Origin of the sequence: Paenibacillus chitinolyticus, assembly GCF_045038035.1 — a bacterium.
In the GTDB taxonomy this organism is placed as follows: Bacteria; Bacillota; Bacilli; order Paenibacillales; family NBRC-103111; genus Paenibacillus_F; species Paenibacillus_F chitinolyticus_A.
In genome coordinates this window covers 758529-784707 of record NZ_CP173427.1, presented here as the reverse complement: position 1 = coordinate 784707, position 26179 = coordinate 758529, and the positions used below count along the sequence as shown (strand labels likewise).

General features: G+C 44.3%; 22 protein-coding genes. 9 read left to right on the top strand and 13 right to left on the bottom strand.

The window, feature by feature from the left end; genetic code table 11:
• Window positions 1-8: 8 nt before the first annotated feature.
• The 3 genes from ACI48J_RS03585 to ACI48J_RS03575 all read right to left on the bottom strand — a co-directional run bounded on the left by ACI48J_RS03585 (window position 9) and on the right by ACI48J_RS03575 (window position 3990).
• The gene (locus tag ACI48J_RS03585; protein ID WP_405081708.1) at window positions 9-1061 is read right to left on the bottom strand and encodes a DNA cytosine methyltransferase; all 1053 of its coding nucleotides are present in this window, start codon (window positions 1059-1061) and stop codon (window positions 9-11) included.
• Between the two features lie 168 nt (window positions 1062-1229).
• Window positions 1230-3680 carry a DEAD/DEAH box helicase family protein gene (locus tag ACI48J_RS03580; protein ID WP_405081706.1) on the bottom strand — a complete coding sequence of 817 codons (2451 nt, stop codon included), beginning with the start codon at window positions 3678-3680 and terminating at the stop codon, window positions 1230-1232.
• Complete coding sequence (locus ACI48J_RS03575) at window positions 3661-3990, bottom strand: hypothetical protein (RefSeq protein WP_405081704.1); 330 nt, start codon at window positions 3988-3990, stop codon at window positions 3661-3663. The genes ACI48J_RS03580 and ACI48J_RS03575 overlap by 20 nt, the downstream gene beginning before the upstream one ends.
• 1217 nt (window positions 3991-5207) lie before the next feature.
• Between ACI48J_RS03575 and ACI48J_RS03570 the strand changes: the two genes are divergently transcribed.
• Both ACI48J_RS03570 and ACI48J_RS03565 read left to right on the top strand, forming a co-directional pair.
• On the top strand, window positions 5208-6059 hold the full coding sequence (locus tag ACI48J_RS03570) for a ParB/RepB/Spo0J family partition protein (RefSeq protein ID WP_405081702.1): 852 nt from the start codon (window positions 5208-5210) through the stop codon (window positions 6057-6059).
• Entirely contained in the window at window positions 6059-6982 is a 924-nt protein-coding gene (locus ACI48J_RS03565) for a phage integrase N-terminal domain-containing protein (protein WP_405081700.1), read from the top strand. The genes ACI48J_RS03570 and ACI48J_RS03565 overlap by 1 nt, the downstream gene beginning before the upstream one ends.
• A 173-nt stretch (window positions 6983-7155) precedes the next feature.
• Here ACI48J_RS03565 and ACI48J_RS03560 read toward each other — a convergent pair whose 3' ends face one another.
• The 3 genes from ACI48J_RS03560 to ACI48J_RS03550 are packed head-to-tail and all read right to left on the bottom strand — an operon-like array spanning window position 7156 to window position 8228.
• Window positions 7156-7347 (bottom strand): hypothetical protein, encoded by a 192-nt coding sequence (locus tag ACI48J_RS03560; protein WP_405081698.1) that lies wholly within the window; start codon window positions 7345-7347, stop codon window positions 7156-7158.
• Between the two features lie 35 nt (window positions 7348-7382).
• Entirely contained in the window at window positions 7383-7877 is a 495-nt protein-coding gene (locus tag ACI48J_RS03555; protein WP_405081697.1) for a hypothetical protein, read from the bottom strand.
• Window positions 7878-7883: 6 nt separating this feature from the next.
• A complete protein-coding gene (locus ACI48J_RS03550) occupies window positions 7884-8228 on the bottom strand; it encodes a hypothetical protein (RefSeq protein ID WP_405081696.1) in 345 nt (114 codons plus the stop codon).
• A gap of 154 nt (window positions 8229-8382) precedes the next feature.
• Here ACI48J_RS03550 and ACI48J_RS03545 point away from each other — a divergent pair, with 154 nt between their 5' ends.
• The 5 genes from ACI48J_RS03545 (at window position 8383) to ACI48J_RS03525 (ending at window position 15269) form a co-directional block, all read left to right on the top strand.
• Window positions 8383-8745 (top strand): helix-turn-helix domain-containing protein, encoded by a 363-nt coding sequence (locus ACI48J_RS03545; protein ID WP_405081694.1) that lies wholly within the window; start codon window positions 8383-8385, stop codon window positions 8743-8745.
• A 510-nt stretch (window positions 8746-9255) separates the two neighbouring features.
• Window positions 9256-9501 carry a helix-turn-helix domain-containing protein gene (locus ACI48J_RS03540; RefSeq protein WP_405081693.1) on the top strand — a complete coding sequence of 82 codons (246 nt, stop codon included), beginning with the start codon at window positions 9256-9258 and terminating at the stop codon, window positions 9499-9501.
• A 26-nt stretch (window positions 9502-9527) separates the two neighbouring features.
• The gene (locus ACI48J_RS03535) at window positions 9528-10709 is read left to right on the top strand and encodes a tyrosine-type recombinase/integrase (RefSeq protein ID WP_405081692.1); all 1182 of its coding nucleotides are present in this window, start codon (window positions 9528-9530) and stop codon (window positions 10707-10709) included.
• An 871-nt stretch (window positions 10710-11580) separates the two neighbouring features.
• Entirely contained in the window at window positions 11581-14346 is a 2766-nt protein-coding gene (locus tag ACI48J_RS03530; protein ID WP_405081691.1) for a hypothetical protein, read from the top strand.
• The gene (locus ACI48J_RS03525) at window positions 14343-15269 is read left to right on the top strand and encodes a hypothetical protein (protein WP_405081690.1); all 927 of its coding nucleotides are present in this window, start codon (window positions 14343-14345) and stop codon (window positions 15267-15269) included. Before ACI48J_RS03530 ends, ACI48J_RS03525 begins: the two co-directional genes overlap by 4 nt.
• A gap of 426 nt (window positions 15270-15695) precedes the next feature.
• Here ACI48J_RS03525 and ACI48J_RS03520 read toward each other — a convergent pair whose 3' ends face one another.
• The 7 genes from ACI48J_RS03520 to ACI48J_RS03490 form a co-directional block, all read right to left on the bottom strand.
• Window positions 15696-16571 (bottom strand): hypothetical protein, encoded by an 876-nt coding sequence (locus ACI48J_RS03520; protein ID WP_405081689.1) that lies wholly within the window; start codon window positions 16569-16571, stop codon window positions 15696-15698.
• A gap of 955 nt (window positions 16572-17526) precedes the next feature.
• Window positions 17527-18354, bottom strand: a complete 828-nt coding sequence (locus ACI48J_RS03515) for an ATP F0F1 synthase synthase (protein WP_405081687.1) — start codon at window positions 18352-18354, stop codon at window positions 17527-17529.
• 3 nt (window positions 18355-18357) lie between these two features.
• A complete protein-coding gene (locus ACI48J_RS03510; RefSeq protein WP_405081685.1) occupies window positions 18358-18909 on the bottom strand; it encodes a hypothetical protein in 552 nt (183 codons plus the stop codon).
• 344 nt (window positions 18910-19253) lie between these two features.
• Window positions 19254-21797 (bottom strand): 23S rRNA (uracil(1939)-C(5))-methyltransferase RlmD, encoded by a 2544-nt coding sequence (rlmD, locus tag ACI48J_RS03505; RefSeq protein ID WP_405081684.1) that lies wholly within the window; start codon window positions 21795-21797, stop codon window positions 19254-19256.
• 5 nt (window positions 21798-21802) lie between these two features.
• The gene (locus ACI48J_RS03500) at window positions 21803-22732 is read right to left on the bottom strand and encodes a diacylglycerol kinase (RefSeq protein ID WP_405081683.1); all 930 of its coding nucleotides are present in this window, start codon (window positions 22730-22732) and stop codon (window positions 21803-21805) included.
• Window positions 22711-23529, bottom strand: a complete 819-nt coding sequence (locus ACI48J_RS03495) for a sirohydrochlorin chelatase (protein WP_405081681.1) — start codon at window positions 23527-23529, stop codon at window positions 22711-22713. The genes ACI48J_RS03500 and ACI48J_RS03495 overlap by 22 nt, the downstream gene beginning before the upstream one ends.
• 487 nt (window positions 23530-24016) lie before the next feature.
• Window positions 24017-24307 carry a YerC/YecD family TrpR-related protein gene (locus ACI48J_RS03490; RefSeq protein WP_009675256.1) on the bottom strand — a complete coding sequence of 97 codons (291 nt, stop codon included), beginning with the start codon at window positions 24305-24307 and terminating at the stop codon, window positions 24017-24019.
• A 283-nt stretch (window positions 24308-24590) separates the two neighbouring features.
• On the opposite strand from ACI48J_RS03490, the gene ACI48J_RS03485 reads away from it, so the two are divergent.
• Window positions 24591-25187, top strand: coding sequence for an aminotransferase (locus ACI48J_RS03485; RefSeq protein ID WP_405081680.1), 597 nt, complete (start codon window positions 24591-24593; stop codon window positions 25185-25187).
• A gap of 533 nt (window positions 25188-25720) precedes the next feature.
• A complete protein-coding gene (locus ACI48J_RS03480; RefSeq protein WP_405081678.1) occupies window positions 25721-26149 on the top strand; it encodes a thiol-disulfide oxidoreductase DCC family protein in 429 nt (142 codons plus the stop codon).
• Window positions 26150-26179: the final 30 nt, after the last annotated feature.

Here is a 26179-nt window from a genome sequence, read left to right as displayed (position 1 = left end):
TGATCTCCTTAATTTTTTGTACTATCTAACGTCCTTAGACATTGTGCTGCTAGTTTTTGTACTAGGTCAACCGTAACAGCGTTTCCGATTTGCTTATATTGTTTAGCTTTTGGCATCCCTTCTGGAAAAGAAAATTGGTTATCTTTAAACCCCTGCAGACGAGCACATTCTCTGGGTGTCAGCTTTCTTATACCCCAATCATCCTGTATAACAGGTACGTTGTGCCCGCCTTCGCCCATATTTGCCGTAAGCGTAAATGTACAATCACTCTTATTTTCTCTGACGTAAGCTCTTCTTAATAAATATACTGAGTCTTTGTTTCCTTGCTCCATTTTGTCAGCAAACATCTTGCCGTACTTAGAATTTACGTCAAAATAAAATTCCCGATCTGCTTGAGAGTTCAAATCTAAGAACTCTCTGACATCTTTTAGCTGTGACACTGGTTCCGGAAACTTAAAACTATTAACTTTAAAAAAGTCCTGAGAAAAGGCTACCATATACAGCCTCTCTCTATTTTGGGGTATATCCGTATGCTCTCTAGTATTTAATATAACTGCATTACTTTTATCTGATATTAAGTTCCCCTTATTATCCAAAGGGACTCTAAACCAATACCCAGCTCTTTTTATTTCTTCTTCGATAATATTAATAGTTTGCTTATTGTTGTGATAAATTAAGTTTTTTACGTTTTCTAAGACAATTATCTTGGGTTTATTTCTCCCAAACTCCTTCAACAATCTTATAATTTCAAAAAAAAGTTTGCCTCTCGGATCTTCAAAACCAAGTTTATTCCCTGCAAGAGAAAAGGATTGGCAGGGGAATCCTGCAGTTAGGATATCTACTGGTTCCAAATTATCACTTATTACAGACAAGTCTTCAACGGACTTCTCATATAGCCTAGTTTCTGGGTAATTATGTTTATATGTTTGACAAGCATAAGGATCCAACTCATTTGCCCATATCACACTAAATCCTTCATTTTTAAAAGCCCTACAAAAACCACCAATACCTGCAAATAAACTTCCTACTGTATATGAATGCAACTTAGTATCATGTTCCAATTCTTCCAACTCCGTAAACATAGAATATCTAATTATTTTTCTGTATATAATTCGACGAAAAACGACTGTCTCCTTCACGCTCGGGCTTAAGTGATGGATATCATCCTGACCAAGTTAACTGGATATGACAAATCATACTAATATATTGCCCGATACACCAAGACCCCCTCAATTCTGAAGGGGGCCTTGCTTTTGCTCTTTGCGCTCAAAATGATGATGCAGCCTATAAAGGCAAATTTCCTTTGTCCAACGATACAGGATAGACCGATGCTCATGAGTGGGCTCAAATCTCAGGCTAAACACCCCATGCTCGAAGCGGGTCATACTCCCTTTAGCCGAACCCCACTTCGTCATTGGCATGCGTTCAATAAGCTGACTAACTCCGGCCTCATTATACTCCCAAAGTCGTTTCGAGTCCTTGTCTGAAAAATCAATTCGTCTTCGGTATTCCTTTTCCATAAGGTAACCGTGAAAGAATGGTGCTACCTCCTTAGAGGTAACAGACTCCGCCCAATACTCTGGTCCTCGTTCGAGCATATAGAGGAGAACAATCATTTTATAGCTCTTAGTCATGACCGTCTTCTCGACATCACGGATCCAAGCTTCGTATTTATAATATACTTCCCCTTCTTCCTTCGTTAAGCATTCGGCCCATTGAAGAAAACCAACGTAAGAACCGAATTCATTCCGATATTCCCAGCTGTTGGATCTGCCATAAAGGTGAAGCTCTAGATAAGTAGGGATTCGTCCAAGCTCATTCTTTATATCGAGGAAGGAACGATGCAAACGCTCGCGATGCGGCAGCTTCTTACGGCTTAATTCATCAAGTAGATTGATAACTGCCGTCTCGAGATGAAGCTCACATCCGACCGGAACAGTTGGAATAACTGATTCCTTCGCTGTTCCCCTGCCTTCCCCATCATTTGCGAATAATCGAAGTTTCACATCTGCATTTCGGTAATTTCCTATTAAGTCAATGATCGTGCATTGCGACTTCTGCTCCGACAATCGCAGCCCCCGGCCAACCTGCTGCGTGAAAACCGTTAATGATTCCGTCGGCCGAACAAATAGCAAGGTATCTACGCTAGGTATATCTACACCCTCATTAAATAAATCGACTGTAAATATTACCTCTAAATCCCCTCGGGCTAGACGTGTAATCGCCTCTTCCCTTGTGATTCCTGCTGTTCCAGAGTGAAGACTAACCGCTGATACTCCCTTGTCTTGAAAATAGCCCGCCAAAAAATCCGCCTGCCGAATGGACGAGCAAAAACCAATCGTTCTTGTTTGCTTGTACTCTGCCCAGGCATCGTAGATCTTGTCGGCCAGCGTTTGTTTTAGCTGTGCCGCAGTCAGTTGTTCATCATCATAGTGCGTTCCAAGCCATCTAATGGATGAATAATCGGTATCATCATAAACACCAAAATACTGGAATGGGGACAACCAGCCACGACGGATGGCCTCAATAAAATGAATCTGGTAGGCAACGTTACCGTCACAAAGGGCATACACATCCTTGCCGTCCATCCGGTCCGGTGTTGCCGTGATGCCAAGTAAAAACTTCGGTTTAAAATATTGGATGACCGATTGATACGACTTCGCGGCAGCATGGTGGAATTCGTCTACCACGATAAGATCAAACTGGTCCTGAACGAAGGATTCACGGTGCTTCTTCATCCCGAGGGTGTAAATTGAAGCAAACACACAGTCTGCGTCTCCCTCTTTCATGACTCCGTTATAGATACCTAAGGTTTTGTCCGGCATGATGCGCTGGAACGATCGTTTCGCCTGAAAGAGAATTTCTTCACGATGTGCTACGAATAGCACACGTTTAAAACGCTGAGCAAAAAAGCCCGCAAGATAGGTCTTCCCAAGACCCGTAGCCATAACAACCATGGCTTTATCATATTCTTCTTCTAACGTTCTCTCTAATGCATCCAGTGCATCGATTTGAGCAAACCTGGGATAGATAGGAGTTTGTTCACCATCAGAAACTGTTTTTTCTTCAGGTTCCCCTGTATTTTCGGTGCGGTATTCATCCTCTTCCATCTCTGTGATCATGCGGATTAACTCAGGATTTTTACGATGGCAGGTACGATACTCCTCTTCATAGATAGCAATGGTATGCTCATTTAACGGTAATGTTGAATCGTGATAGAAATTCTGCATAAACTTGTCCAAAGCGACTTGGAAGGTATAAGGCTCAGCTTTTGCATTCATAGCCAAGTTCCATTCCATCCCCATTCTCATAGCAGACATGGAGAAGTTGGAGGAACCGACGATAAGCAGTCCTTCACCATTTTCATAGTCAAACAAATAGGCTTTAGGGTGGAAGGACGTTCCCATACTTCGCCATAACCGTGCTTCCAGCCGTGCATCAATATCGAGTAAAGCCTGCAGGCCTTCCGGCTGCGTAACAAAAAGATAATCACCGGCAAGAACCTTAACTTCAGCTCCCCGCTCTATCGCACCTTTCAGATGGGGCGCCAACAAGCGCACCCCCGACTGCATTATAAAGGAAGTCATGATATAGATACCGGATGCATTCTGCATCCCTGTAATCAACTCGTCAGCTAAGTTTTCTGTAATGAGTTTGACATTAAGCGTTGTCGTCGACATCGATTAGATACACCCGCTCCTGAAATCCGCCTCGCGCTTCCGCCTTCTTTTGTCTCAAGGCTTCAAGTTGTTCCCATGTTGCACCATGCACGGTGGCCAACGCCCGAATGATCTCGAGCATATCCGCAAGTTCTTCTAAAGATTCTTTAGGACCTTGAGCTGCGAAATATTCCTCAGACTCTTCCTTAAGCTTTATTACCAGCTCTTTTGCATACTCTTCCTCACCCAAAATGCGTGTGCGACATTCCTTACCAGTGGATTTGATCACCTGAGGAATAAGATCACGAACAAGTTTATTGTAAACCGGCATGGGCATTTCATCCTTTGCAATTTAGTTATCTATTATTGTATCACAACCATGATGTGGAAGAGATTAGTATAAATTGATACTTGGTTTAAATTGATGTGGGAACAAAAACAAATAAATGTCGATTTCAAGTGAGCCCCCACCTAGAAGGAAAGATAGGGTCACCTTTGGATCACCTTTAGGTGACCTTGAGGTGATCCAAAGGTGATCCAAAGGTGAACTTGAGGTGAACTTGAGGTGACCTTTGGGTGACTTAAACTCCCTTAAATTAATATTTAATAACTGGCGCATATAATAAATGTTCAATAATCCTAAGCTGAAGGCGTATACAACTTACACCTGAAGTATCCTAGATAAGGTCACCTTAGGATCACCTTTGGGTGACTTTCGGGTGACCTTTAAGTGACTTTAAGTCTTTGAATATTTAGTTGAAAATACTAATTAAGATTACGTAAAATTTATGCTTGCATTCCACCTCTTATTGGTATATATTCACCCTATATCGTATTACTTACCTCACTCTTACTGCCGGCAGGCGCTAGCAGTCATTCTAACTCTTTAATTCTTCCTAGGGAAGACTGTGTATTAATTCCTATCCGATTGATAAATCTAATGTTCTCTATGAACCATAAGCCCTTAGGCAAGTTATTCCTTGTGAAGTCAAAGGATTAACCAGCCCAAGGGCTTTTTGTATTTTTATCGTGCGCTTCGAAGCCAAGAAATGATGTCTACATGGACAAAATTTCTTGGCTTTTTATATAGATTTCATACTCATTACTGATTTGTCAGGTTTATAGCGTAACTACGCTAAATTAGGGTTTGGTGAAGCCCATAAGTTCACCTAACAACACAAAGCTCATTATGGGCGACAACCGCTGGCACGGCAGATAGGTGCACATACCATAGCCGGGATCGTCCCGCCGGCTATGGGTTCACACAATCGGGCAAGAAGGCGATCTGGTCTCGTACCGGGCATTATGCTTGCATATTAGCGGGTTGCTGAAAGCAGAGCCTACGCTCACCCATTCCTGGGTATGCTTTTCTTTACTCAAATTATTGTTCCTTGAAAACCTCAGAGAGAAATCTATATATTGGCTTACTCATCTTAGGCACTCCAAGGCTTCCTGCTTCAGGATCCATGAAGATATGCAGAAGATGGGCTTAACCCTTGGTTGAGCTACGTCTTTTTTCAATAAACCATAATAAGGAGATGGATTACTTTGAAAATTCATGAGCATATTCAAGAGTTCCCAATCAATACACTTTCTGAGCATCCGTTAAACACTGAGTACCATTCGGAACTAACGTCTTCTGAATATGAACTTTTATACCAAGATATTAAGAACAACGGATTGCAGCATCCTCTTTTAATTAATAAAGACAACGTTATTCTCAGTGGACATGCACGTTGGAATATTTGCAAACAACTTAATTACGAAACAGTTAAAGCAAAACTTGTAGAATGCTCGACAGATGAAGAGCTTGAGCTCCTTGTACTAGAGAATAAGACACGGCGCGGGTCGGAACGAGACCTCATTAAAATTGCTAAACAAATTAAACTTCTTTATGATTGCTGGGGAGTCTCACCCGGCCGGAAAAGTGCGCATGATGCACAGGATAATGACCTAAAAAACCGTCATGATGTTGCCCTGGCATTTGATAAAAGTGACTCCCAAATTCGACGGTATTTGCAGCTCCTAAGCCTGAACCGGAATCTTCAAGACTTAGTGTCTAAAGAAAAAATTACGCTAATGGGCGGAGTAGAACTGTCGGGGCTTTCAGTCGATACTCAGGATAAGTTTTATGAATGTATTCAACAAAAGGGATTCCCAAAACTTACGGTTCAGCAGATCAAGAAAATTATCGAATCTATTACTGGAGTAGAAGAAAACACACAAGGGGATGACAATACAGTACCTAATAGCGATGTTCTTAATATAGAAGAAAGAGAAATTAAAAAAGTCCATAAAGCTGTAACGAAAATTCTTCAGTTTAAACTCAGTAAAACATCTATAGATCAACTAAAGTCACTTTTCGTCCATGCAATTAATAATCTGGAGGACGATCTCTAATGGGAAAATCGACTATCGAAGTGCAGATGGACATTTGTTTTCGTCACAGCAAAAGAAACAGCTACCTTAGCAGAAGAAGATACGCTGGGAGCTGCAGCCCTTTTGTTACATATTTGAATGATGTGTTTAAGCTTCAAAATCTTCGTAATCTTCATGATAAGCACGTAGCAACGTACATTACAGAGAGACAAAACCAGGGTATTTCAGCAAAAACCATCCTAAATGATTTATGTGCTATTCGGTATCTCCATGATCTTATCCAAAACCCGCGATATGAGTTATCGGATAATAGATCCCTGGAAGAAAAATATGGACTAGCCCTAGATAAAGCGTCTGTTGTAAATGGAGACCGGTCATGGACTAATGAAGAATTTGACCGGATGCTGGAGCTCGCCACTGATTTAAACCGCGAAGATATCAAGGATGCTATGACTTTAGCAAAAGAACTGGGGCTTCGTGTAACCGAAGTCATAGCTATGTCACGTGCCCAAGTAGAAAAAGCACTACGAACTCGGATCCATACAGTTAAAGGCGAAGCAAAGAACGGAAAACATAGAGATGTTCCTCTTTCGTATACGGCTGAACGGATATTAAGAAGGCTTCTGCAAGTAACACCTAGAGGAGGGAAAGTGTTTGTGAAAGAAGGGGAAAAAGTCCATCAAGTTGCAAACAGGATCCAGCAATTTATTAATTATCATCGCGAGAAAATTGTAACCACTGAAGGAGAATTACGCAGGGTGGACCGTCGGTATGGTACCCCTCGTGAGCTCACTATGCATGGCCTGCGTTACAATTATGTTCAAGATCGATTCGAGACTGAATTATCTAAAGAAGGAGTAACTGATAGAGAGGCTGCGCAGAAGATTACTAAGGAGATTGGCCACAACAGAACGAATGTTCTCGATGTGTATAAGGGGAAATAAGAGACCTCCAATAATAGAAAGTCGGGGTATAACTAAATCTCTGGTTATACCCCTAGGATTAATAAGCATTATATTTATCCAAAACTCCCATTTACCCGCTTCAGGTCGCCATACAGAAAAATAGCCTTTTGGCGAATGAACTGTGGTTCACCTCATCGACCAATATGACTCCGTCAGTCAATGATTACACTAATGTGGTTTCCTAGCTCGGGTTTGTTATACATCCTGACTATTCTTAAAGCATGATTCAGCCCTTTAATCTTGCCCTGTACGAATTCATTTTCAGGATCCGATTCAAGCTCCGCTTCAAATTCAGTAACACTCCGTTCAAGATAATCAATAAGAAAATTGAGCTCTTTTTCCATGGTGATTAACCTCCAGTACTGGGTTTAAACGAGGATTACTTCAACTTTAATATAGAATCAATATGATATAAAGGACGGATAATCAGGTCGTAATGTAAATTCGCATTTGAGTCCTCACTGCACTTTTTTGCAAGACCCAGTTCCAAATAAAGCTGTACAACTTCCTCAACATTCCGTGGATAAAAAAATCCATTCAACTCGAGCCGCCTCTTTACCTTGACCTCTCTATCAACCAGCAGCTCGTTCCCACTGGGAATCCCCTTATTATTGAGGATGAATGTATCGGGCTTTACTTTTTCATTCAGATAGCTGATCAGTCTCTCTATGTTAAGACCCTTAGCAACTCCGTCACTAAAATAAGGCAATAGTAAGGTACATGACATTGGAAGCCATGTGCCCCAGCCCATCTCGTAAAAATGTAAAGGAAAAACCGTCTGACCATCTGGTATCAAACCAAGCTCAGAAAGATCTCGGACAGTAATTGGCCCATTAGTTACGAAGTTTATGGCTTTCGTTTCGTAAGAAGACATTTTGATTCATCCTTTCAAGTAGCTTTTTTGTAATTCAATAAAATTCATTAAATTTAGACCCTTTTGGTAAGAACCGCCGATTAGAAACTCATACTCCACTTCATGCTCAGATATAATTCGATTGCCATATGATATACCTGATATCCTGTGCAGCTTCCCTACCTCATCTATCAATTCCGTGATTCCTTCCTCCGTCTGAGAGATTACAAAGCATTGAATCTCATGATCTTGAAGTAGTTGCAAATGCATTTTTCCAAATGAATCTATCCACATCTTGTTACAGCGCAAGCTTTTTTGTTCTTCATCTTTACTAATAAGCACTAGCGTGATGGGCTTTTCAATTATCATCATTAAAATCTCCCTATTCCAAAATTCGAAACAGCAACAACGGCTCCTTATAATAAAAGTATATAAGTCATTATTGATAAAAATAGATTCAGATTCGTTGTAATTACCGCAGATAAATCATATAAGATTTATTTCTGATTATTCTTGGGAGGGATATATGAATACATTGAGGAAGCTGATTGGCAGGAGAATTAGATCCATTCGAAAGAAAAAGGGACTTACACAGGAGAAACTTGCGGACAAAGCCCAACTAACTCAGCAATATCTTGGAGCTGTTGAACGCGGGACTCGAAATATTTCTATGGACTCGTTGGAAAGAATTATATCTGCATTGGAAGTAGACTTTGACGAACTCCTAAAATTAAAAGACATGACAAATAGCCTAATTTCCGAAGATGAACAAGACAAATTGTTTATTTTAACAATTCATAATCAATTATTAAAACCTCGTTCAGTACAGGAAATAAAGGCAATTCATAGAGTTACGGAAGAGATAATCAAAATAATACAAGCAAATTAATAAATCTAAATACGCCTTGTATTGCATGGGTAAGAGGCATTATAAATGTCAATAAAATCCGGTCCCTCTTCTTAGTCATCATTTATATGTAATCCAATCTTGACAAGATACAGCTGCTTCTTTATTATTTAATTATACCTTTTAGTTATCACCCTTTTATTTTTTGTTCCCTCCACACGGTCGGGGAACCATTCTAAGATGAATTCTACGCTTAAGTTAAATTTGACGATTGTTATCGTCCTAATAATAAAGCCCTTTTCAGGTAGTGAGTTTTAATTCTACTAGAAAAGGGCTTTTTTTGTGCTCTTTCGATACTTAAACTCAATTAGCCAGGTTCCCCCACTTCTGAGTGGTGGCTTATAACAAGGGAACACAAAAATTTAATACACGGAGGTCGGTTAGCAACTAGGAAAAATTACTTCGTACCAATTCTATAAGTGTAAATTTGGGTTGTCCGAAAATTGCTGGCGGTCCTGATAAGCTTTACTCTCTAATTAAGGAGGTATTCATATGCGTGATACTTATAAACAATCCATTGACTATATCCCAGCAGCAAAACGCAATACCTTAACACTTAAGGAGGCCTGGGAAGAGGTTTTCGAATGTCAGATCTCTAAGGACAAGCTATACGCAGAAGTGAGGGCTCGGAGACTGCCTCATACCAGGGTCGGTTCTAAAATACTCTTTCGAAGAGACACTCTACTGGCTTGGTTTCATGAACAAGAATTAAAAAACTACCATTCATCCGACATTTAATCACATTCATAGTAGGAGGTGTTTTCATGGCAAGTTTACAAAAACGCGGCAAAGACTCCTGGGTTCTATATGTGGAGCTTGGGACTAATGCTGATGGTTCAAGACGAAGAGTCACGAAAACAATAAAAGCATCGGGAATCCGAGAAGCAAGGAAGCTACTGGCTGAATTCGAAACAGAAGTGGAAACAGGTCATTACATCGCACCCGAGAAAATGACCTTTGCAGCCTTTGTTGAGGAATGGAAAGAAAAATATGCCGAATCTGAGCTGGGGATTAAGACATTGGATATCTATTTGCGGTTTATAAAGAATCGCATTCTTCCGGTTTTCGGCCATATGCGATTAGATAAAATTCAACCGTTCCATATCGTTAATTTTATCTCTGACCTCGGCAAAGAGGGAAGCCGGCAGGACGGCAAGAATGGGAAGCTTTCTTCGGGCACCATACAATATATTCATCGGATTCTTAATAATATTCTATCCCGAGCGGCGGAGTGGAAGCTTATCAAGAACAATCCCGCTGCAGATATTAAAAAGCCCAAGGTCAAACGAAAAGAGATAGAAGTATACGATGAAGATGAAGTTGCTTTATTATTTGAGCTTTTAGAGAAAGAACCCATGAAATGGCGCATTATGATTATACTCGCAATTACTACGGCACTTCGCCGTGGTGAACTGGTAGGCTTGGAATGGAAGCATGTCGACCTTGATAAGGGCATCATTGAAGTTAAGCAAAGCATTTCCCATTCAATTAACGGCCAACGGATCATATCTGAACCAAAAACGCATAAGTCAAAACGCAAGGTAAGCTTACCGGACACTGTAGTCGAACACCTCAAAGAATATTATTTAGAAGCGCGAAAAAAACGCCTGGCACTAGGTGATGCTTGGAAAGGTGGCGACCATTTCTTTGTCTTTTCTAACGATGAAGGAATGGCCTATTACCCTGAGACACCTTATCTATGGTTTCGAGAATTTCTCAAAAAGCATGGATTAAAATACATTAGGTTCCACGATCTTCGCCATACGAGTGCTACCTTATTGATCAACAAAGGTGTACATGCCAAACTCATATCGGAACGCTTGGGTCATTCCAATATTTCTACCACAATGAATGTCTATGGTCATGCCTTACAATCAGCCGACAGGGATGCAGCGAATAAACTGGATTCACTGGTACCACCTAAGAAAGAAAAGAGGAATGGATAGATGAGGCTGTGCTGGATATTCCAGCGCGGCCTATTTTAATATCCATGGCAGTATAGAAAGGATCTAGGACACTTAAACGCCTCTAAAATAGTTGTTGCAAAAAACAAAAGAAAAAAGCGATCACCCACCGTCAAAAAGGTTGACCGCCTTACGTTGGGCTCGCTTTCTTCTCCACCGAAACATTGCACCATCTCCGTGAGCTAGCCCACAATTTTTTTCACTTATAACGGTCTGGCACCCGTTTATTCAATTATAAGACATCTAATTCTTTTCAACAAGCTGATTGAATATCAATATCACTTAACCATGTCATCAACACATTCCACTTTGACTAGCTCAGACTTAGGAAACCCCATTTCCCTCGTCTTTTTCCTGCAATAAGAACAAGAACAATAAAATAAGAACAAGAACAATAAATCTTACCCTTTGCAACTTCCCTATGCATTTTTCAAGCCATTCGAGCCGCTTACTGCCGGAGGGACAAAGTAAGTGGCATTTTCTCGCAATGCTTCTTCACTCAGGCCTTTTCGTCGATTTGGCAATATCAATCGTAAAAAACTAACTACACCCTTTTTCTAAATCTATAAACGAGTTGAGGTACGTTCTCTGTCTGTCGCTTCCGTACTTTCCGCCCGTCATATTGCCCTCCTGTCGGGTTCGAAATTTGATCTTCTTTGGTTGAATTATAACAAAGCAGAATAATTCGACAGGGCTACCTCGAATCAGACGTAGTTCAAACTGTAGTTTTTGCTGTGCGAGTTATGTTGTTTTTCCGAACTTCTTATATTCACAATGACAAATTTTGATATACTATTGGAATACAAAAAGCTTCGGTGGAATGGATGAAATTACCCTTAAGGAGTGATTCGCATTGGCAGCCCAATGGTTATCAGATATTAAAAATACGATTAACAATTTTAAAGACGATGTACCTAAAGGGCGTACGTTATTCAAAAACATTGATGCAATGGAAATAGAACAACTCTTATCCATACTCAACGATGCATTTGCTCAGGAAGAAAAGGCTATAGAAGCAGAGAATCGCAAGAATTTCGTCACAGATACTTACGAGAATAATGTAAGGCATTTCGCCAAGCAGCTTATCTCCTCCATGGTTACAAACCATAACGAGCTTAAAGGATATGAAGGGTATCAAACTTTACTGAACCAGCGGCATATTGCTTATGGCTTCTACAGTGTTCTTGGAAACAAATCCGTGGAGGGTATTTCCATTTTAAATGATCCCCATATTGAAAACCTGCTTTACTCCGGCCTTGTAGAATTCTATAAGAATTTTTACGGAAGTTTTTACGACAATCAGGAGGCCATTGAGTTGCTCTGCAAGTTTTACCCCACGGATGATAGTTTACTCAAAAACAAAGATGATATCGTACACGCCTTATTCAGACATGTCTCCAACGCGGGGACATCGAGCGATTCCGGGTTTGCGTTCAGAGGCATTGAACTAATCAAGGAGTACATTGGTCGTTTACCTATAGAGGTTATTGATCAATTACTGCAGAAATATGAGTTATACAGGATAATCAATGAAAAAGTCTATCGTCATCAGGTTTTTACGATCATTGACAATGCTTCTATTTCAGAAGAAGAGAAACAGATATACAAATTCAGTTACCTAGACAGTCTGGTTCTTGCTAATGCCATGAACGGCGACCTTTACGAAAAATACGGAAATCAAGGGCACCTTAGTCGAAATTATCTCTATTCGGAACAAACTCTGAAGGCAGGTAACATTGGACTTATTGTTAACAATGATCTAAACAGTACCTACGCCTACTGGACGCATCAGTGTTCTATAGACCAGCAATTTGTAGTAGATGGAAAAGCAATCATTTATATGCGTCTTGATATTGCCCAAAAACAGATTTCGGTAAGTTATTTCGATAGACCGCGTACTGAAATCCATTTTGAGTCTTTCTACAATGATTGGATGTTAGATCGATATCTCTCCAAGGATGCTAATCAGAAGTTGTTAGAATTTATTTATGGAGACCACGACGCGCAAGTTGACTCTCGTCATCATCGTCTGACATTTTCGCTCCTTTTCCTTCATCGATATAGAGGATTGCATAAGCAATTGGTCGACTTCGATCACCGATTCACCTATAACAAAATCACAAATGAACTTGATTCCGTGTCAGAATCACGCGACATCTCACATTTTTATGGAAAACAGATTTATTCTTTCTCTTGTATAGTCGGTAAAAATGGGACAGGGAAAACAAGCACGGTGGATTTTTTAAGAGGTACATTTTTCAGGCTCCTCCACTTGATCGGTGAACAACAAATTAGTTGTCACCAGGGATATGTCAGCGAAACCGATTATGAAGCCTATGACATACTAGACAGCGGCAGTGAGTTTTTTGTCGTATTTCATATAGGCGACCAGCCCCATTATTTGACAAATATTAGAGATGCAACTGCTTCGGGAGCAGAACCTTTTGGCAGCGAATCCTATACGAGTGTCAATAAATTGGGTAAAGTCGTTTATTTCTCGAATATGCTTAGCGTTTATCAAAATGACCTCTTTTCGGATGGAGCCATAGCACACAGGGACAAAAGCGACAAAGAAAAATTAGCCCTATCCCTTAGCCGTTTTGGACAAGCCGATTATTCGGAAGCTTCGAGTTTTATACAAAAGCGCAAAGACATGGAGGTAGCAGATTGGGATAGCCCTCTACAGTCAATCAATAGAGACTTGTGCTATCAACTGACATTTTTGGCCTGTTTACCACAGGGAGCGCTGCAAAAGTATTTCGATATGCCGGAAGACAAGGTATTCACAATAAAAAGTGATTTACTCGGTCTGGAAGAGGTCGGGCTTACGGCAGCAAATTTAGATAAGAAGCTCGCATCTCTCGAACCGTTCTTCACAGCGCCTGATGCCAAACTGAAACACTTCTCTTCGGGACAATACGCCAAGTTTTCTTTCCTAGCAAAGTTATACTGGTTTCTGGAAGGCCATCGGAAATATGCTGAGCGTTTGGGGCCACTCATCGGAACGAACATCTTTAGCCAGGATGAGGTGCTGCAAGAGTGGGAGACAGCGCTTCTATTCATCGACGAAGGAGAACTCTATTACCATCCTGAGTGGCAGCGAAAGTTTGTCACTACGCTCATAGACTTCGTACACGATACCAGCATAGAATCCCAAATTCAAGTCGTGATAACGACGAATTCGCCATTTATTATTTCAGATATTCTCAGTGAGGACATCACTTACCTTTCGAGGGAAGAGCAGAAATTTGATCAAACCTTTGGACAAAATATACATAAACTGCTCAAACACAATTTCTTTATGTCTTATACGATAGGGGAATATAGTCGAGAACTAATTGAAAGGATTATTAATTGGCTTTGTTTTGAAGAAGACAAGGCAGGCCTTATCGGTGAAGAGTTAAGCCTTTATTTTGATGAGCCTATAGCACCAGAGGACTACTCGAAAAGGATACGACTCTTGATTAGTAAAATTGGCGAGCCTGTCTATAGGGAAAAACTGCTGGACACACTTAGCACATCTAAGTTGGAACAACACTCTGAATTAGAATCATTGTTACGACAACGCGCTGATCTTGATCGCAAGATTAAGCGGTTAAGCGAGGGCGAGAGAAAATGATTCAACTAGAAATTTATTCGGATACGTTTAAAAACGAATATTGGAAAGCAGTTGAAAAAAAAATAAAAGCTTCTGTTCGAAGGAAGATCGTGGATAGTTGTAAAAAATACATGCCACCCGACTTTTTCACAGGCAGCCAGGACGAATTTCAGTCCTTAATTCTTGCTCCCTTAGAAAAATTGATAGCGGCGCAAGCGTATATCGCCAGCAAGACAATCAGGATCATGAATCAGGAGTGTTTTCGCAATTCAAATAGAAAAACCCCTCCCATGAGAGGGATGTATAAAACGATCCATGACTCCTACACGAAGCTTGCAGGTTCCGTTGTAGACGGTGCATCGTTGCGTGTAAGAATAGTCCGGAAAGCCGGTCTTACCGTCTGCCCTTATTGCAACAGAGATTACATTAACTGTAGAGCGGAGAAAGTTTCGGGGGCACAACTAGATCATTTTTTCAACAGATCAACCCTCCCTTTGTTCTCCGTCTGCCTCTACAACCTCATTCCCGTTTGTGGCAACTGTAATAGAGTTAAGAGCAGCAAATCACTGACTTTTGCTTCCCCATTTGACAGCTCCATTAACTGGGCTGAAGACTTAACATTCTCCTATCGAAGGAACGCTCTAAACGAAGTGGAGATAATTATCGACGCCAAAGGGAATCTAGCAAACAATATGCAAGGAATGAGGATTCCCGAAGCTTATCAAATACATGGCGATGAAGTACTGGCATTAATCGAGAAGCAACAGATGTACAACGCAACGCAGAAGGATGAGCTTCAAACTATGCTGGGTCGAGTCGGTCTGACTGATCTGGAAATCAAAAAAATGGTCTTTGGTCCCGAAATCACAAAAGAAACTATGAGAACAAAGCCGCTTGGGAAGATGATGTACGATCTGCACAAGGAGTTGAATATCTACAATTAAACTCACATTTCTATTATGTACCAACAATGCCACACTCTCTACATGTGTCGTGACTGGTTTCGACTTAGTTGTAAACATCTTGTCTACAAAAATTCAACGAATCCCTCTCCTGCAAATCCCTTGTAGGTCTACATTTTCGGATAAAACAAAAGCCCGACCACATGAGGTTGGGCTTTTCATGGTGGAGCTGCGGGGAATCGAACAAGCGTACCTATCTCTTAGTTGCCATGTCCCTAGATGTCCCGTTGTGTAACGCTTTGTTCGAGGACAATTTCTTATTTCATCCCATTAAATCCTATCGTTTATTATCAAGTTCTATGGCTTTCGTCTACGGTTGTCTAATAAAAAAGTGGACAGGAATCAGAGCAGTGTCCCCTATTTATTATTTCATGTTACTTTGTTTTTTTTCACCTACAAATCGCCTTTTTACATAATACTTTGAAAAATAAAGCTATATATCTCTGATTCTGCCAAAGCATCTTCCTCACTAGTATCAAATCTAGAATATGTTCGTAATTCATCAAATGTGTGATCAAGTTGAAGAGGTATGTATTGAAAACCAATTCCATATTGGAATATTTCCATTAATACATTTCTATCGGCGGGTTCAATATTATCCTGTCCCACTAACGGCCTTGTGAGTGTTTCTCGAAATTTTACATCCATGTGTTCCATTAAATCAACGTTGTCGATTTTTAATAATTCCCCATGTTTAGAAAATGCTCTCTCGAAAAATAACGAATGAATGCAAGTTATTTGAAAGCATTCCGTTAACTGGTTTTTTATCAACTCTATTAATTCATTATTGAATCCAAAAGAGTTTAAGGGTAATGTATACGAATAATATTCTCGGAGCTTTCTTAGGGCAACAAAATTTTCTGGTATCTTGGATTGGGAAATTGAGTTCTTACCTGAACTGAAATTATTTTCAAATATGCCCCCTAATTTCTGATGAGTAATTTTGTTTAACTCATCAAGAGAAATACTCGAATCAAAACATAAACAAGATAATTGAGCATGAAAGAGACTATAATATAATGAAAAGAAGAATGACGCTTCACAATTATATTTATATGATTTTTGAGCTTCACAAAATAAAATTGAAGATGCGTACATTTCTTTTATTGCTTTCCACTCTCTAATCCTCCATTCAACAATTTGGAAACTATCCTCTTCCTTAAATACCCGATTATAATGCTTTATCCACCTTTGATAATACTGTTCCATCTGATTATCACTTAAATTCCTTGATAGAATGCTTATATTCCCGATACTGTAGGGGTTAATCTCAACAAAAAACATATTATCCCGCCGTCCTTACATTAGGAGTATCTCTACTGTTCATTCCAGCTAGCAACTGATGTGATGTGCCAAGTATAAAAATTATATTCATTCCCCATTATACACCATCTCACGTAGAACTTAGGTAAACTCGTCTCCATCCACTTTAGGTGTAAGCCCCCTTAACTTGGTTGACCAAAAGCATTAGAATAAAAAAATATAAAAATCATGGTAAAAATAAAACGGAGTGGATTACAAAATAGGCTTTTGCCTAAATGATCGGCTCTGTCTGCTTTTGAAATATCAAGTGAATAGAATAGCTCGAGTGCAATGAACACCATCTTTAAAACCAAGATTCATCCATTCCTTCTCAATTCCATTACGATAATTCAAAATATCTTCCCACTCCATTATGATTTGAATTGCTTAGCAGTAAGTTCCTGTCTTAGTGTTTGCTCAATTTACGACTGCTGTCCGAGAAACGCTTCGAGCTCCTCCTTTTAGCTGCAGTTCTGGCTAAATTATTGAAGCGTTCATCCAATGCTGGCTTCATCCATTCCGGACAATTTTCAAGTATCAAAGGAAATCCCCTCCCAAGGTAAAGTTGGTGATTTTACCGTAGGAGGGGATGGTTTTCAATGTGCAGTTTTGGTTCATAAACTCACGATACAAGCTCGATTTATAGTGATGCTCTTAATTGGTCGATAAGAACATCTCTTGCCGACCGTAAGCTCTGAATTCTTCATGGAAAGTGAGTCAAGAAGCGGCGATTGTGTCAAAGGTTTGGTTACGCATTACCACTATTCGTTTTGGTCGACTTTCAAGACTAAGAAAAGTCCCTAACTGGGCTTCAGAATTATTTAATCAGGTGTTACAAGAAATATTCCTCAGTCACAAAGCGGAAGGAGTAGCGTGGAATGGGGAAGCCCTCCGTGAAGTAAGCCTTTCAGCATTAAAAAGTCAATGCCAGCCTAGTCTAGCTTAGCACTAGTACCGAGTTTGCAAGTCTCTTTTCTCCACCGAGCACTGTTGTGTAGTACCGCTGCTCTATACCATAGAGCAGTTTTTTTAGATCATCTTCTGATTTTAGCTTGAAATGAGAGTTGCTTTCATCATACTGCAAATCTTCACAGTATCCCTTGATATATGAAAATATACTCTGACGATCTTCATCAGAATAAGTGGACAGGGTATCCATTGCTAAAGCGATACGCTTTCTGTTTGCAGTCTTCACCTTGTTTGCTTCATAACCATCTTCAAGTTGAATAAAATTATTCTGTAGGAACTGTTCGGTCTCTGACTGCGTCGCTTCCTTGTACAAGGAAGCAATTCCACGAAAAATACTTGATATAGTACTTAATTTCCTGAAAAAAAGTATATCTGAGTTTTTGTCATATATCGCATCAGGAACTTTATTAACGATAATTATAGGTTCGTTCTGGACAAAAACAGGAGTCTGTGAAAAAGAGACATACTTTTTTTGGATCAAAAGGCTATCAGAAATCTTCTGAAAGAAATACTGGTTGTCTTGATATGCACACAGGTATTCAATTTTACTATAGTCAGACGTTGGAATTTGGCTATAGTCCGTGGAGTGGAATCTATTCCTCAGAAATTCTATAAAAAACTCAGTGTCTGAGAAGTTATCAATTATGAACCATTCATCTTCTTCAAGTTTATAAGCAGGATCGTACGCTACACGATTCTCTAAATTCTCAGGTAGTGAGTATACATCATCTGCATCTGATAAAACCTTAAAGTATTGGCCTCTTGCTCCTTTAATTTTCGCAATTAAGTAATTCATAGCTCACACCTCCTGGTCGATAAATGTAAAATTATTAATGCGTTTTAATTTGACAAACTCTAAATTAGAAGGATTCTTTATAACCCGTTTACTGATGATAAATATTTTCACGTTTGTTTCAGTAGTTATATTATAAAACTGATAGCCGAAAACTAAATAAAGAGGATTGAAATACAGTGCTTGCGACAAGAATGTAAATACAAATAGAACAAAATATATGAAGCCCAACGTAGTGAAATCAGACACACTTAAAGCAACAAAGAAATATCCTAGATAACTCGGTAAAAAAGCATTATTGGCTTGCTCAATCTCATTAATAGGAGAATGCCCATCGGACTCTATACTATCGCTGTCTAAATACTTTGACAATTTTAAGCTTAGAGACGTCAGAAACAGAGGTATTCCTGCATAGACAATATAAGAAATTATTTCAGAATAAGCGAAAGAAAACGATGGAATAAATTCTCCAATTAGATAGTGCTCTTTCACTAAATAGACTACGATAATCAATGAAGTAGCATTAAAGGTAAGGAGAAGCCTAAAAAGAAAAATCATTCAGCCTACACTCCCTCCCTTTCGTTTAGGCATATTATGTATACAATCATATCATAGTCTAAAGTCAAAAATGAACTGGCGGTCAATAGAATTCTTTGAGTCCTGTAGACAAGATGTCTACAAATCATTATTGATTTATGAAGACCCTCGTTGCCTTGTCTACAAGATGTCTACATCAAAGGCCATATAAAAGGCGAAAACCCGCTCACAGAGCGGGTTTTCAGTATGGCAGCGAGGGAGCCGAACTCTGTCCTAATAATTGAACTCGATTCAAGAATCAGGGATCTCCCTATTAATTTATTTCGTCAACAATCAGTCAACTCTACTATTTTTAAGCCTCTGTTTCACATTTTCATTTCATCTGTACTAGTCCCCAAACCCGCTCCACCACTGCAATCACAGCGATCTGTACCATTCCTCACCAACAAAGCCACTGATTCAACGTGCACCGTATGCGGAAACATATCCACCGGCTGAACGCAGACGGTGCGATACCCGCCGTCCTCGAGCACGCGCAAATCGCGCGCGAGGGTCGAGGCGTTGCACGACACGTAGACGACCCGCTCCGGACGGAGCTGGAGGATCGTGTCGAGCAGCCGCTCGTCGCAGCCCTTGCGGGGCGGATCGACGACGATCACGTCGGGATGGACGCCCGCGCGTTGCCATTCGGGGAGGACGTCCTCCGCTCCACCCACGGCGAATTCCGTGTTGCGGATGCCGTTCAGCTCCGCGTTGCGCTTCGCGTCTTCGATCGCCTCCGGCACGATCTCGACGCCGTACACCTTCTTGGCGTGCTTCGCCAAGAAGAGCGAGATGGTGCCGATGCCGCAATACGCATCGACCACGGTTTCACCGCCGGTCAGCCCGGCGTATTCGAGCGCTTTACCATAAAGCGCCTCGGTTTGGACCGGGTTGACCTGGAAGAACGAGCGGGCCGAGATGGCAAACTTAACGTCGCCAATGTAATCGTAGATGACTTCCCGGCCCCAGAGAACGCGCGTCGTCGGTCCGAAGATGACGTTGGTCCGTCCGGTGTTAACGTTCTGGCAAATGCTTGCCACACCCGGTATCGCGGTGCGAATCTGCTCGATCCATTCCTGCGCATGCGGAATCTCTTTGCCGTTTGTAACGAGCACGACCATGATCTCGCCCGTGCGGAAGCCGACTTTTACGACGACATGCCGAAGCAATCCTTCGTGTGTTTCTTCTCGATAAGCGCGAATGCCCAGCCCGCGGCCGATTTCCTTGACCTTGGCGATGACTTCGTCGTTATTCGCATGCTGGATCAGACAGGCTTCCATGTCGATAATCCGGTGACTGCCCTGCGCGTAAAAACCACCGACGAGCCCACCCTGCTCCTCGCCAAAAGGAACCTGAGCTTTGTTCCGGTATCTCCACGGATCGCTCATGCCGATGGTCGGATACACGACGATGCCGTCCGCCTCGGAGGCACGCGCGATCTCTTGCTTCAGCGAATTCGCCAATTCTCCGCGGCGTAGGCTTGTTCTTTTCACACCCGTTGCAAGAGTACTTTCACCGATATCTTCCCGGACATCATCAATGGGGCTTGTTCCTGTTGCGGCACTTGTTCCTAGAGCAGTGATACCCCTAGGGATGTTACCCTCAACGGTGTTATCCCCAGAGGTTGTAGTGATTGTTTGATCCTGCCCCCGCAAGTCACCCGCTAGATCACTCTCATCTTCCAGCAAATCGGTGGCGTCCACAAACTCCGTATCCATCAACGGTTGGAGCCCGCTTCCGCTTATAGTATCGTCTGCGTCGTCTTTTGATCCGAACGCTTCGTCGTTGATCACTTTATCTTCGGGAACAGTGATTTCTTCATCTGCCGGGTTAAAAATCTCACTCGTTGAAGTAGTATTGCCGCCAACCAACCCAGCTCTTAATACAGCGGCATCTCCGACAGCATTTGCAGTCTCGGCAGCCGTTTCTTTAGCCACCTTAAGCTTCCCGATCCGCTCCAGGTTGTCCACGACGAGCTGGCGCTTCACCTTCAGTTGGGCCGCATAGTCCAAATGCTGGAGCTGGCAGCCGCCGCACTTGTCATAGATCGGGCATGGCGCGCCGACACGGTCCGGACTTGATTCCAGCACTTCAAGCAGTTTGGCGTAGCCGTACTGCTTTTTGAGCTTGAGCACCTTGAGACGCACCCGCTCACCCGGCAGGGCACCGGGAACAAAGAGGGTGAAGCCTTCGACGCGGCCTACGCCTTCTCCGTCATGCCCGATACCGATAATCTCGGCGGTATACTCACCGTTCTTCTCCACAGGCAAACCAGACAGCGCGGCGGAACGTTTACTCCCGGCTTGAGGTGCCGGTGTCCGCTCTGCCCGGGCTCTGCCGCCGCTCCCACGGCTGCCAGAGCCCTCGCCATGCGCCGTCACTTCGCCGTAAGGCTTCACACGGCCTGCCTCGCCATGCCCGCCAAACGCCCGCTGAGCAGCGCCTCCACGGCCCTGCCCAGTGTGCGTTCTATTCACTTCGCTCCGTCCGTCAGCCGTAAAGCCTGCTTTAGCGGCGTTCTCACCTCGGAGCGTGCCACGGCGCTCACCCGGACCGCCGTGCATTTTTCCCATGGATGTACCACCACGGTTTTGACCTGACAATGCCTCGCCCTGCCTCTTGCCCACAGGTGCTCCGCCACGGTTTTGACCTGAGGGAGCTCCACCATGTGGCTTGCCCGCCAACGTCCCGCCCCGGTTCAGTCCCAGCGATGCTGCGCCTTGTCGTTCGAATTCACCAGGGTTTTGATCGCGCGAAGCCTCACCTTGCCGCCTACCCGCCGACATCCCACCACGGTTCTGCCCCGACGACACCACGCCCTGCGGCTTCCCCGCAGACGCGCCGCCCCGCCGTTTATTTTTACTCATATCATTTAACTCCCTAATCTGCGTTGATGTTTATATGTCGATAGACCGGATTCGTCTACAATGATCTCGATATGCGATTGCAAGTTGGTGAAAACCGCCGGCAGGGTGCCGCCGAGCTCGCCGTCCAGGTTGATCTGCACGTAGTCCGGGGACGAAATTTCGAGCTTGCTCGTCTGAAAATAGACAACGTTCGGATCGTTGGTGTGGTCGCCTTTGAGCGCCATGGTGGCGATTTTGATAAACTCCGGCAGGTTGCACTTTTTGAGCACGATGACGTCGAAAAGCCCGTCGTTCAGGCTCGCGTCGACGGCCAGCTTTTCAAAGCCCCCGACGGAATTGCTATTCGTAATGAGGAACAGCATAACTTCCTCGTTCATTTCCATTTCAGCGGACTTCAAATGCATGTGAATCGGCCGCAGGCGCGGCAGCATTTCGAGTCCTTTTACATAGTAGGCAAGCTGCCCGATCATGGTTTTGAGCTTGCTGGGCACTTCGTACGTCAGCTCCGTCATGGAGCCCCCGCCCGCAATATTGATAAAATACTTCTGGTTCACTTTACCGACATCGATCGGTCTCGTATACCCGCGGACGATGAGATCCACGGCGTCTTCCCAGTCGCGCGGAATGTTCAAAGCCCGGGCAAAGTCGTTCGTCGTTCCGAGCGGCAAAATACCCACCGGAGGCCGGTTCGGCTTCTCGCCCATCCCGTTCACCACTTCGTACAGCGTCCCGTCTCCGCCCGCCGCAATGATAAGGTCGAACCCGCGGTCCACGGCCTGCGAGGCCGCCAGCATCGCGTCTCCCTCGCCGATCGTCGCATGGGTGGACGTTTCATAACCGCCCCTCTCCAGACGCTGCAGCACTTCCGGGAGGCGCTTACGCATTTCTTCCCGCCCCGAAGTCGGGTTATAGATCAATCTAGCACGTTTGGCCATTTCTCTTTATCACCTTTTTGCTCATAATGGTCCCGGTTAAAAAAAGAGGCAACCTGCCGCTCCAGCCACTCGCTGACCTTCGGACTCGGCAGTATAGATTGCCCGTTATATCGGTAGTCAAACCCTTCCAGCCTGGAAGGGATCACTTCTCTCGTAAAATAGCCCTCGCTTAAAAAAAGCGGCGCAATGATGACCGCATGCCCGGGCTTCCGCTCCTGCCACCATTCCAGCTTCCGCTTCGTCTGATCCGGCAGCAGCATCGCCACGTCCGTCGTTCCGAACCCGCCGGTCTTTTTCAAAGCTTGAGATATCCGCTCCAGACTTCCGCGCCACGCCAGATGAAACAACTGCTCGACGCTGCCGTGCCCCACAAGCAGCACGATCTCCCGCTCCGGGTCCTCCGACAGGCTGCGGATTTTCTCATACACCATCTCCGCCAGCAGCTCGGCGTCCTCATCCATAGGCGGCGTCATATGCACGCTCGCTTTGATCTCGAACGGTTCCAGGTCCGTCGGCAGAAGCGGCTCGGGCTTCAGGCCCAACGCATACGCGATCTCGTCGAGATGCGTGCTTCCTTTAGATACAAAAAGCGGGATAACGATCAGATCGGTCACACCACGATTTTCTAAACAGGTAATCCCGTCTTGAATCAGCCGTCCGTCCACAAGCTCCAGGAACGAACCGAACACCGGAACGCCGTCCGGGACACGCATCCCCGCTACGGCTTCATCCACCAGCTGCACCCATTCCCGGCTCCGCGAGCCGTGGCTGATCACCAAAATCCCATACGTACGCATGGCTTTCACTCCGCTTCCGTTCATCCTGCTTTCATGCTATCTAAACTGGCCCCTTATGTCAATAAACAGGAAAAATCCCCATTTACGGGTGTAAAGAGGGGGATTTTAGGTCATTCGCGGTCTGCTGTTGTAAGGAACGGTCGTTCCAAGCATACGAATACTACCATTAAAAAGGAGATGCCTTCCGGAGCGGTTCTCTGCATGGCGACCGTTCAACCCTGCGGCTTCCGATTGACGTTACCTGGGCGACGGCCGGACATCTGTTGTTGTCGGTATCGCATCGAATGATCGTTTTTCATCTAAAAAATGTTTCACATGAGCGATCACTTGTACACTACCAGTGGACAATCCCCAAAAACTGCTGTCCGTATGCCTGACGGCCGTACCGGTCCGGTGCCGTTCACTGAACTCATTTACGTACAAAATTTTCCAGTCGGCAAACCGCCGGCTGGAGAGCGAAAAACAGGCATCGCCCATCTCTGCCCCTCTAGCGGTTCAGACGATCCAGCGTCAGCACGTAGCCGTCGTTTCCGTAATTCAGGCACCGTTTTACGCGCGAAATCGTCGCCGTGCTCGCGCCCGTCTCGGCTTCGATCTGATTGTACGTGCAGCCTTTGCGCAGCATCCGCGCCACTTCCAGACGCTGAGACAGCGACTGGATCTCGTTCACCGTACAAAGATCGTCAAAAAATGTATAGCATTCCTCCAGGCTGTTCAATGTAAGAATCGCCTCGAAAAGCTGGTCAATCGCTTTATCATTTAGTTTTTTCAACTGCATATCTTCAACCCCTAGATTCCATTTCATCTTGTATTTCCGGACAATCGGTAGAACAATAATTTCTATTTCGACAGGTTTATTATAATCTCCTTCCTTTACAATTGCAAAACAGTAAAATTTTTAAGCGTTACCGCTCTAAATCGCGACCTTCTCCTGGTAGTGTACATTTGGCTCTCCGGCTCGTGTGACATTTTCCCCGCACCCGTGACATGCGTCCAGTCCAAACGTTCGCCTAGCACATAGGATGTAGCAGTAAATCCTTTGCAAAGGATCGTGAATTCAAGTGAGCTATCGTTATCCGACACACGGCCAGCAGCCGGAGGTGCATACCAGAAGCTTATTCTCGCCGGGTTCGGCGGGAGGACAGAGCGGAGTTCCTTTCCAGGGCGGCGGATTTCCCGGTGGGGGTTTTTCTGACAGCGGGTTTCCAGGGGGCGGGTTCCCTGGAGGCGGCTTTGCAGGCGGCGGGTTCCCCGGAGGCGGAGGCTTCCCTCAGGGCGGCTCGGGATTTTCCGAATTCGGCCAAAATCTGCCCGTACCCGTTAATTCCGCCGCACCGGCCGCCGCAGCCGGGGGTTCAGGAGGAGGAGCCGGCGGCCTTTTAGGCGGCATGAACATCAATCAGATCAAAGGCTTCATTGACCGCATGGGCGGAATTGAAGGCGTCATCGGGACCATGGGCAAAGTGCAGAAATTCGTCGGCTCCGTCCAGCAGTTTGCCCCCATGTTCAAGTTGATGTTCAGCGGCTTCGGAGCCAAGGCCGCCACCAAGCGCGCCAATACCGTACCCGCAGCCAAACGCAAAAAGAAAAGAAAATCCACGCAGACCAAGCGCAAAGGCAAAACAACCAAGCGCCGTAAACAGTCCTCGCGCAGGTAGGCGGATAAGACCGGGTCCCCGGCGGGACCCGGTTTTTATGCCGGGCCATTAACATAATGGCGAGACGCGACTGCCTGAAACAGTTCGCGGTTCCCAGTTCGCAGTTTGGCGGCTGACAGTTTGCCGCTGTCAGACCAACCGGTCTGCCCTCGCACAGACACGCGCTTTGGAAGCGACGTTTCCTTTAAAGCCGCAGCCCAGCGTTTCTTCCACAATCATGAACTATATCGGTTCCCGCGCAAAAAATATATAGAATTCTCCTCCATTTACATAAAATAAACAGGAAAATATTTGGATTATAACCCGAGCTAACCTTCTCCCGTTTCCTCTTTCAAAAACTATCGAGCACCACTAGCGGCTTTCGCAAAGCAAACGGCGCCGTATGGGCTGCAAGGCAAGCCACAGTGCCTCTTTCAGCGTTTCGGCGGGCCATTGCCCTCAACCTAAAGCCGCCTTCATCTCCGCCTCCCCCCGCTTCCCTGTGATATACTTGACGTATACTCACTACTCACTAGGACGGGCGGGTGATCCCTATGAAGGCTCCACTTCGCGGCCCGGAAGCCATCTCCGGGCCTGTGGTCTTGTTCGACGGCGTCTGCAACCTGTGCAATGCCGCCGTCCGGTTCACCGTGCGCCGCGACCCGGCCGGACAAGTCCGGTTCGCGGCGCTGCAGTCGGAAGCCGGGCAGCGGCTGCTTGCCCGGCACGGCCTGCCTGCGGCCTCCTTCGATTCCTTCGTGCTCATCGAAGGAGGCCGCGTCTACACGCAGTCGTCCGCCGGACTGCGTGTGCTGCGCCGGCTGCGGCACCCGTGGCCGCTGCTGTACAGCTTCGTAGCGGTGCCGAAGCCTATCCGCGATGCGGTGTACCGCTGGATCGCGCGCAACCGCTACCGCTGGTTCGGGCAGCGGGACGCGTGCATGGTCCCCACGCCGGAGCTGCACCGGCGGTTCCTGGACTAGACGTCCCGCTCCCCGCAAAAAAACAAATAA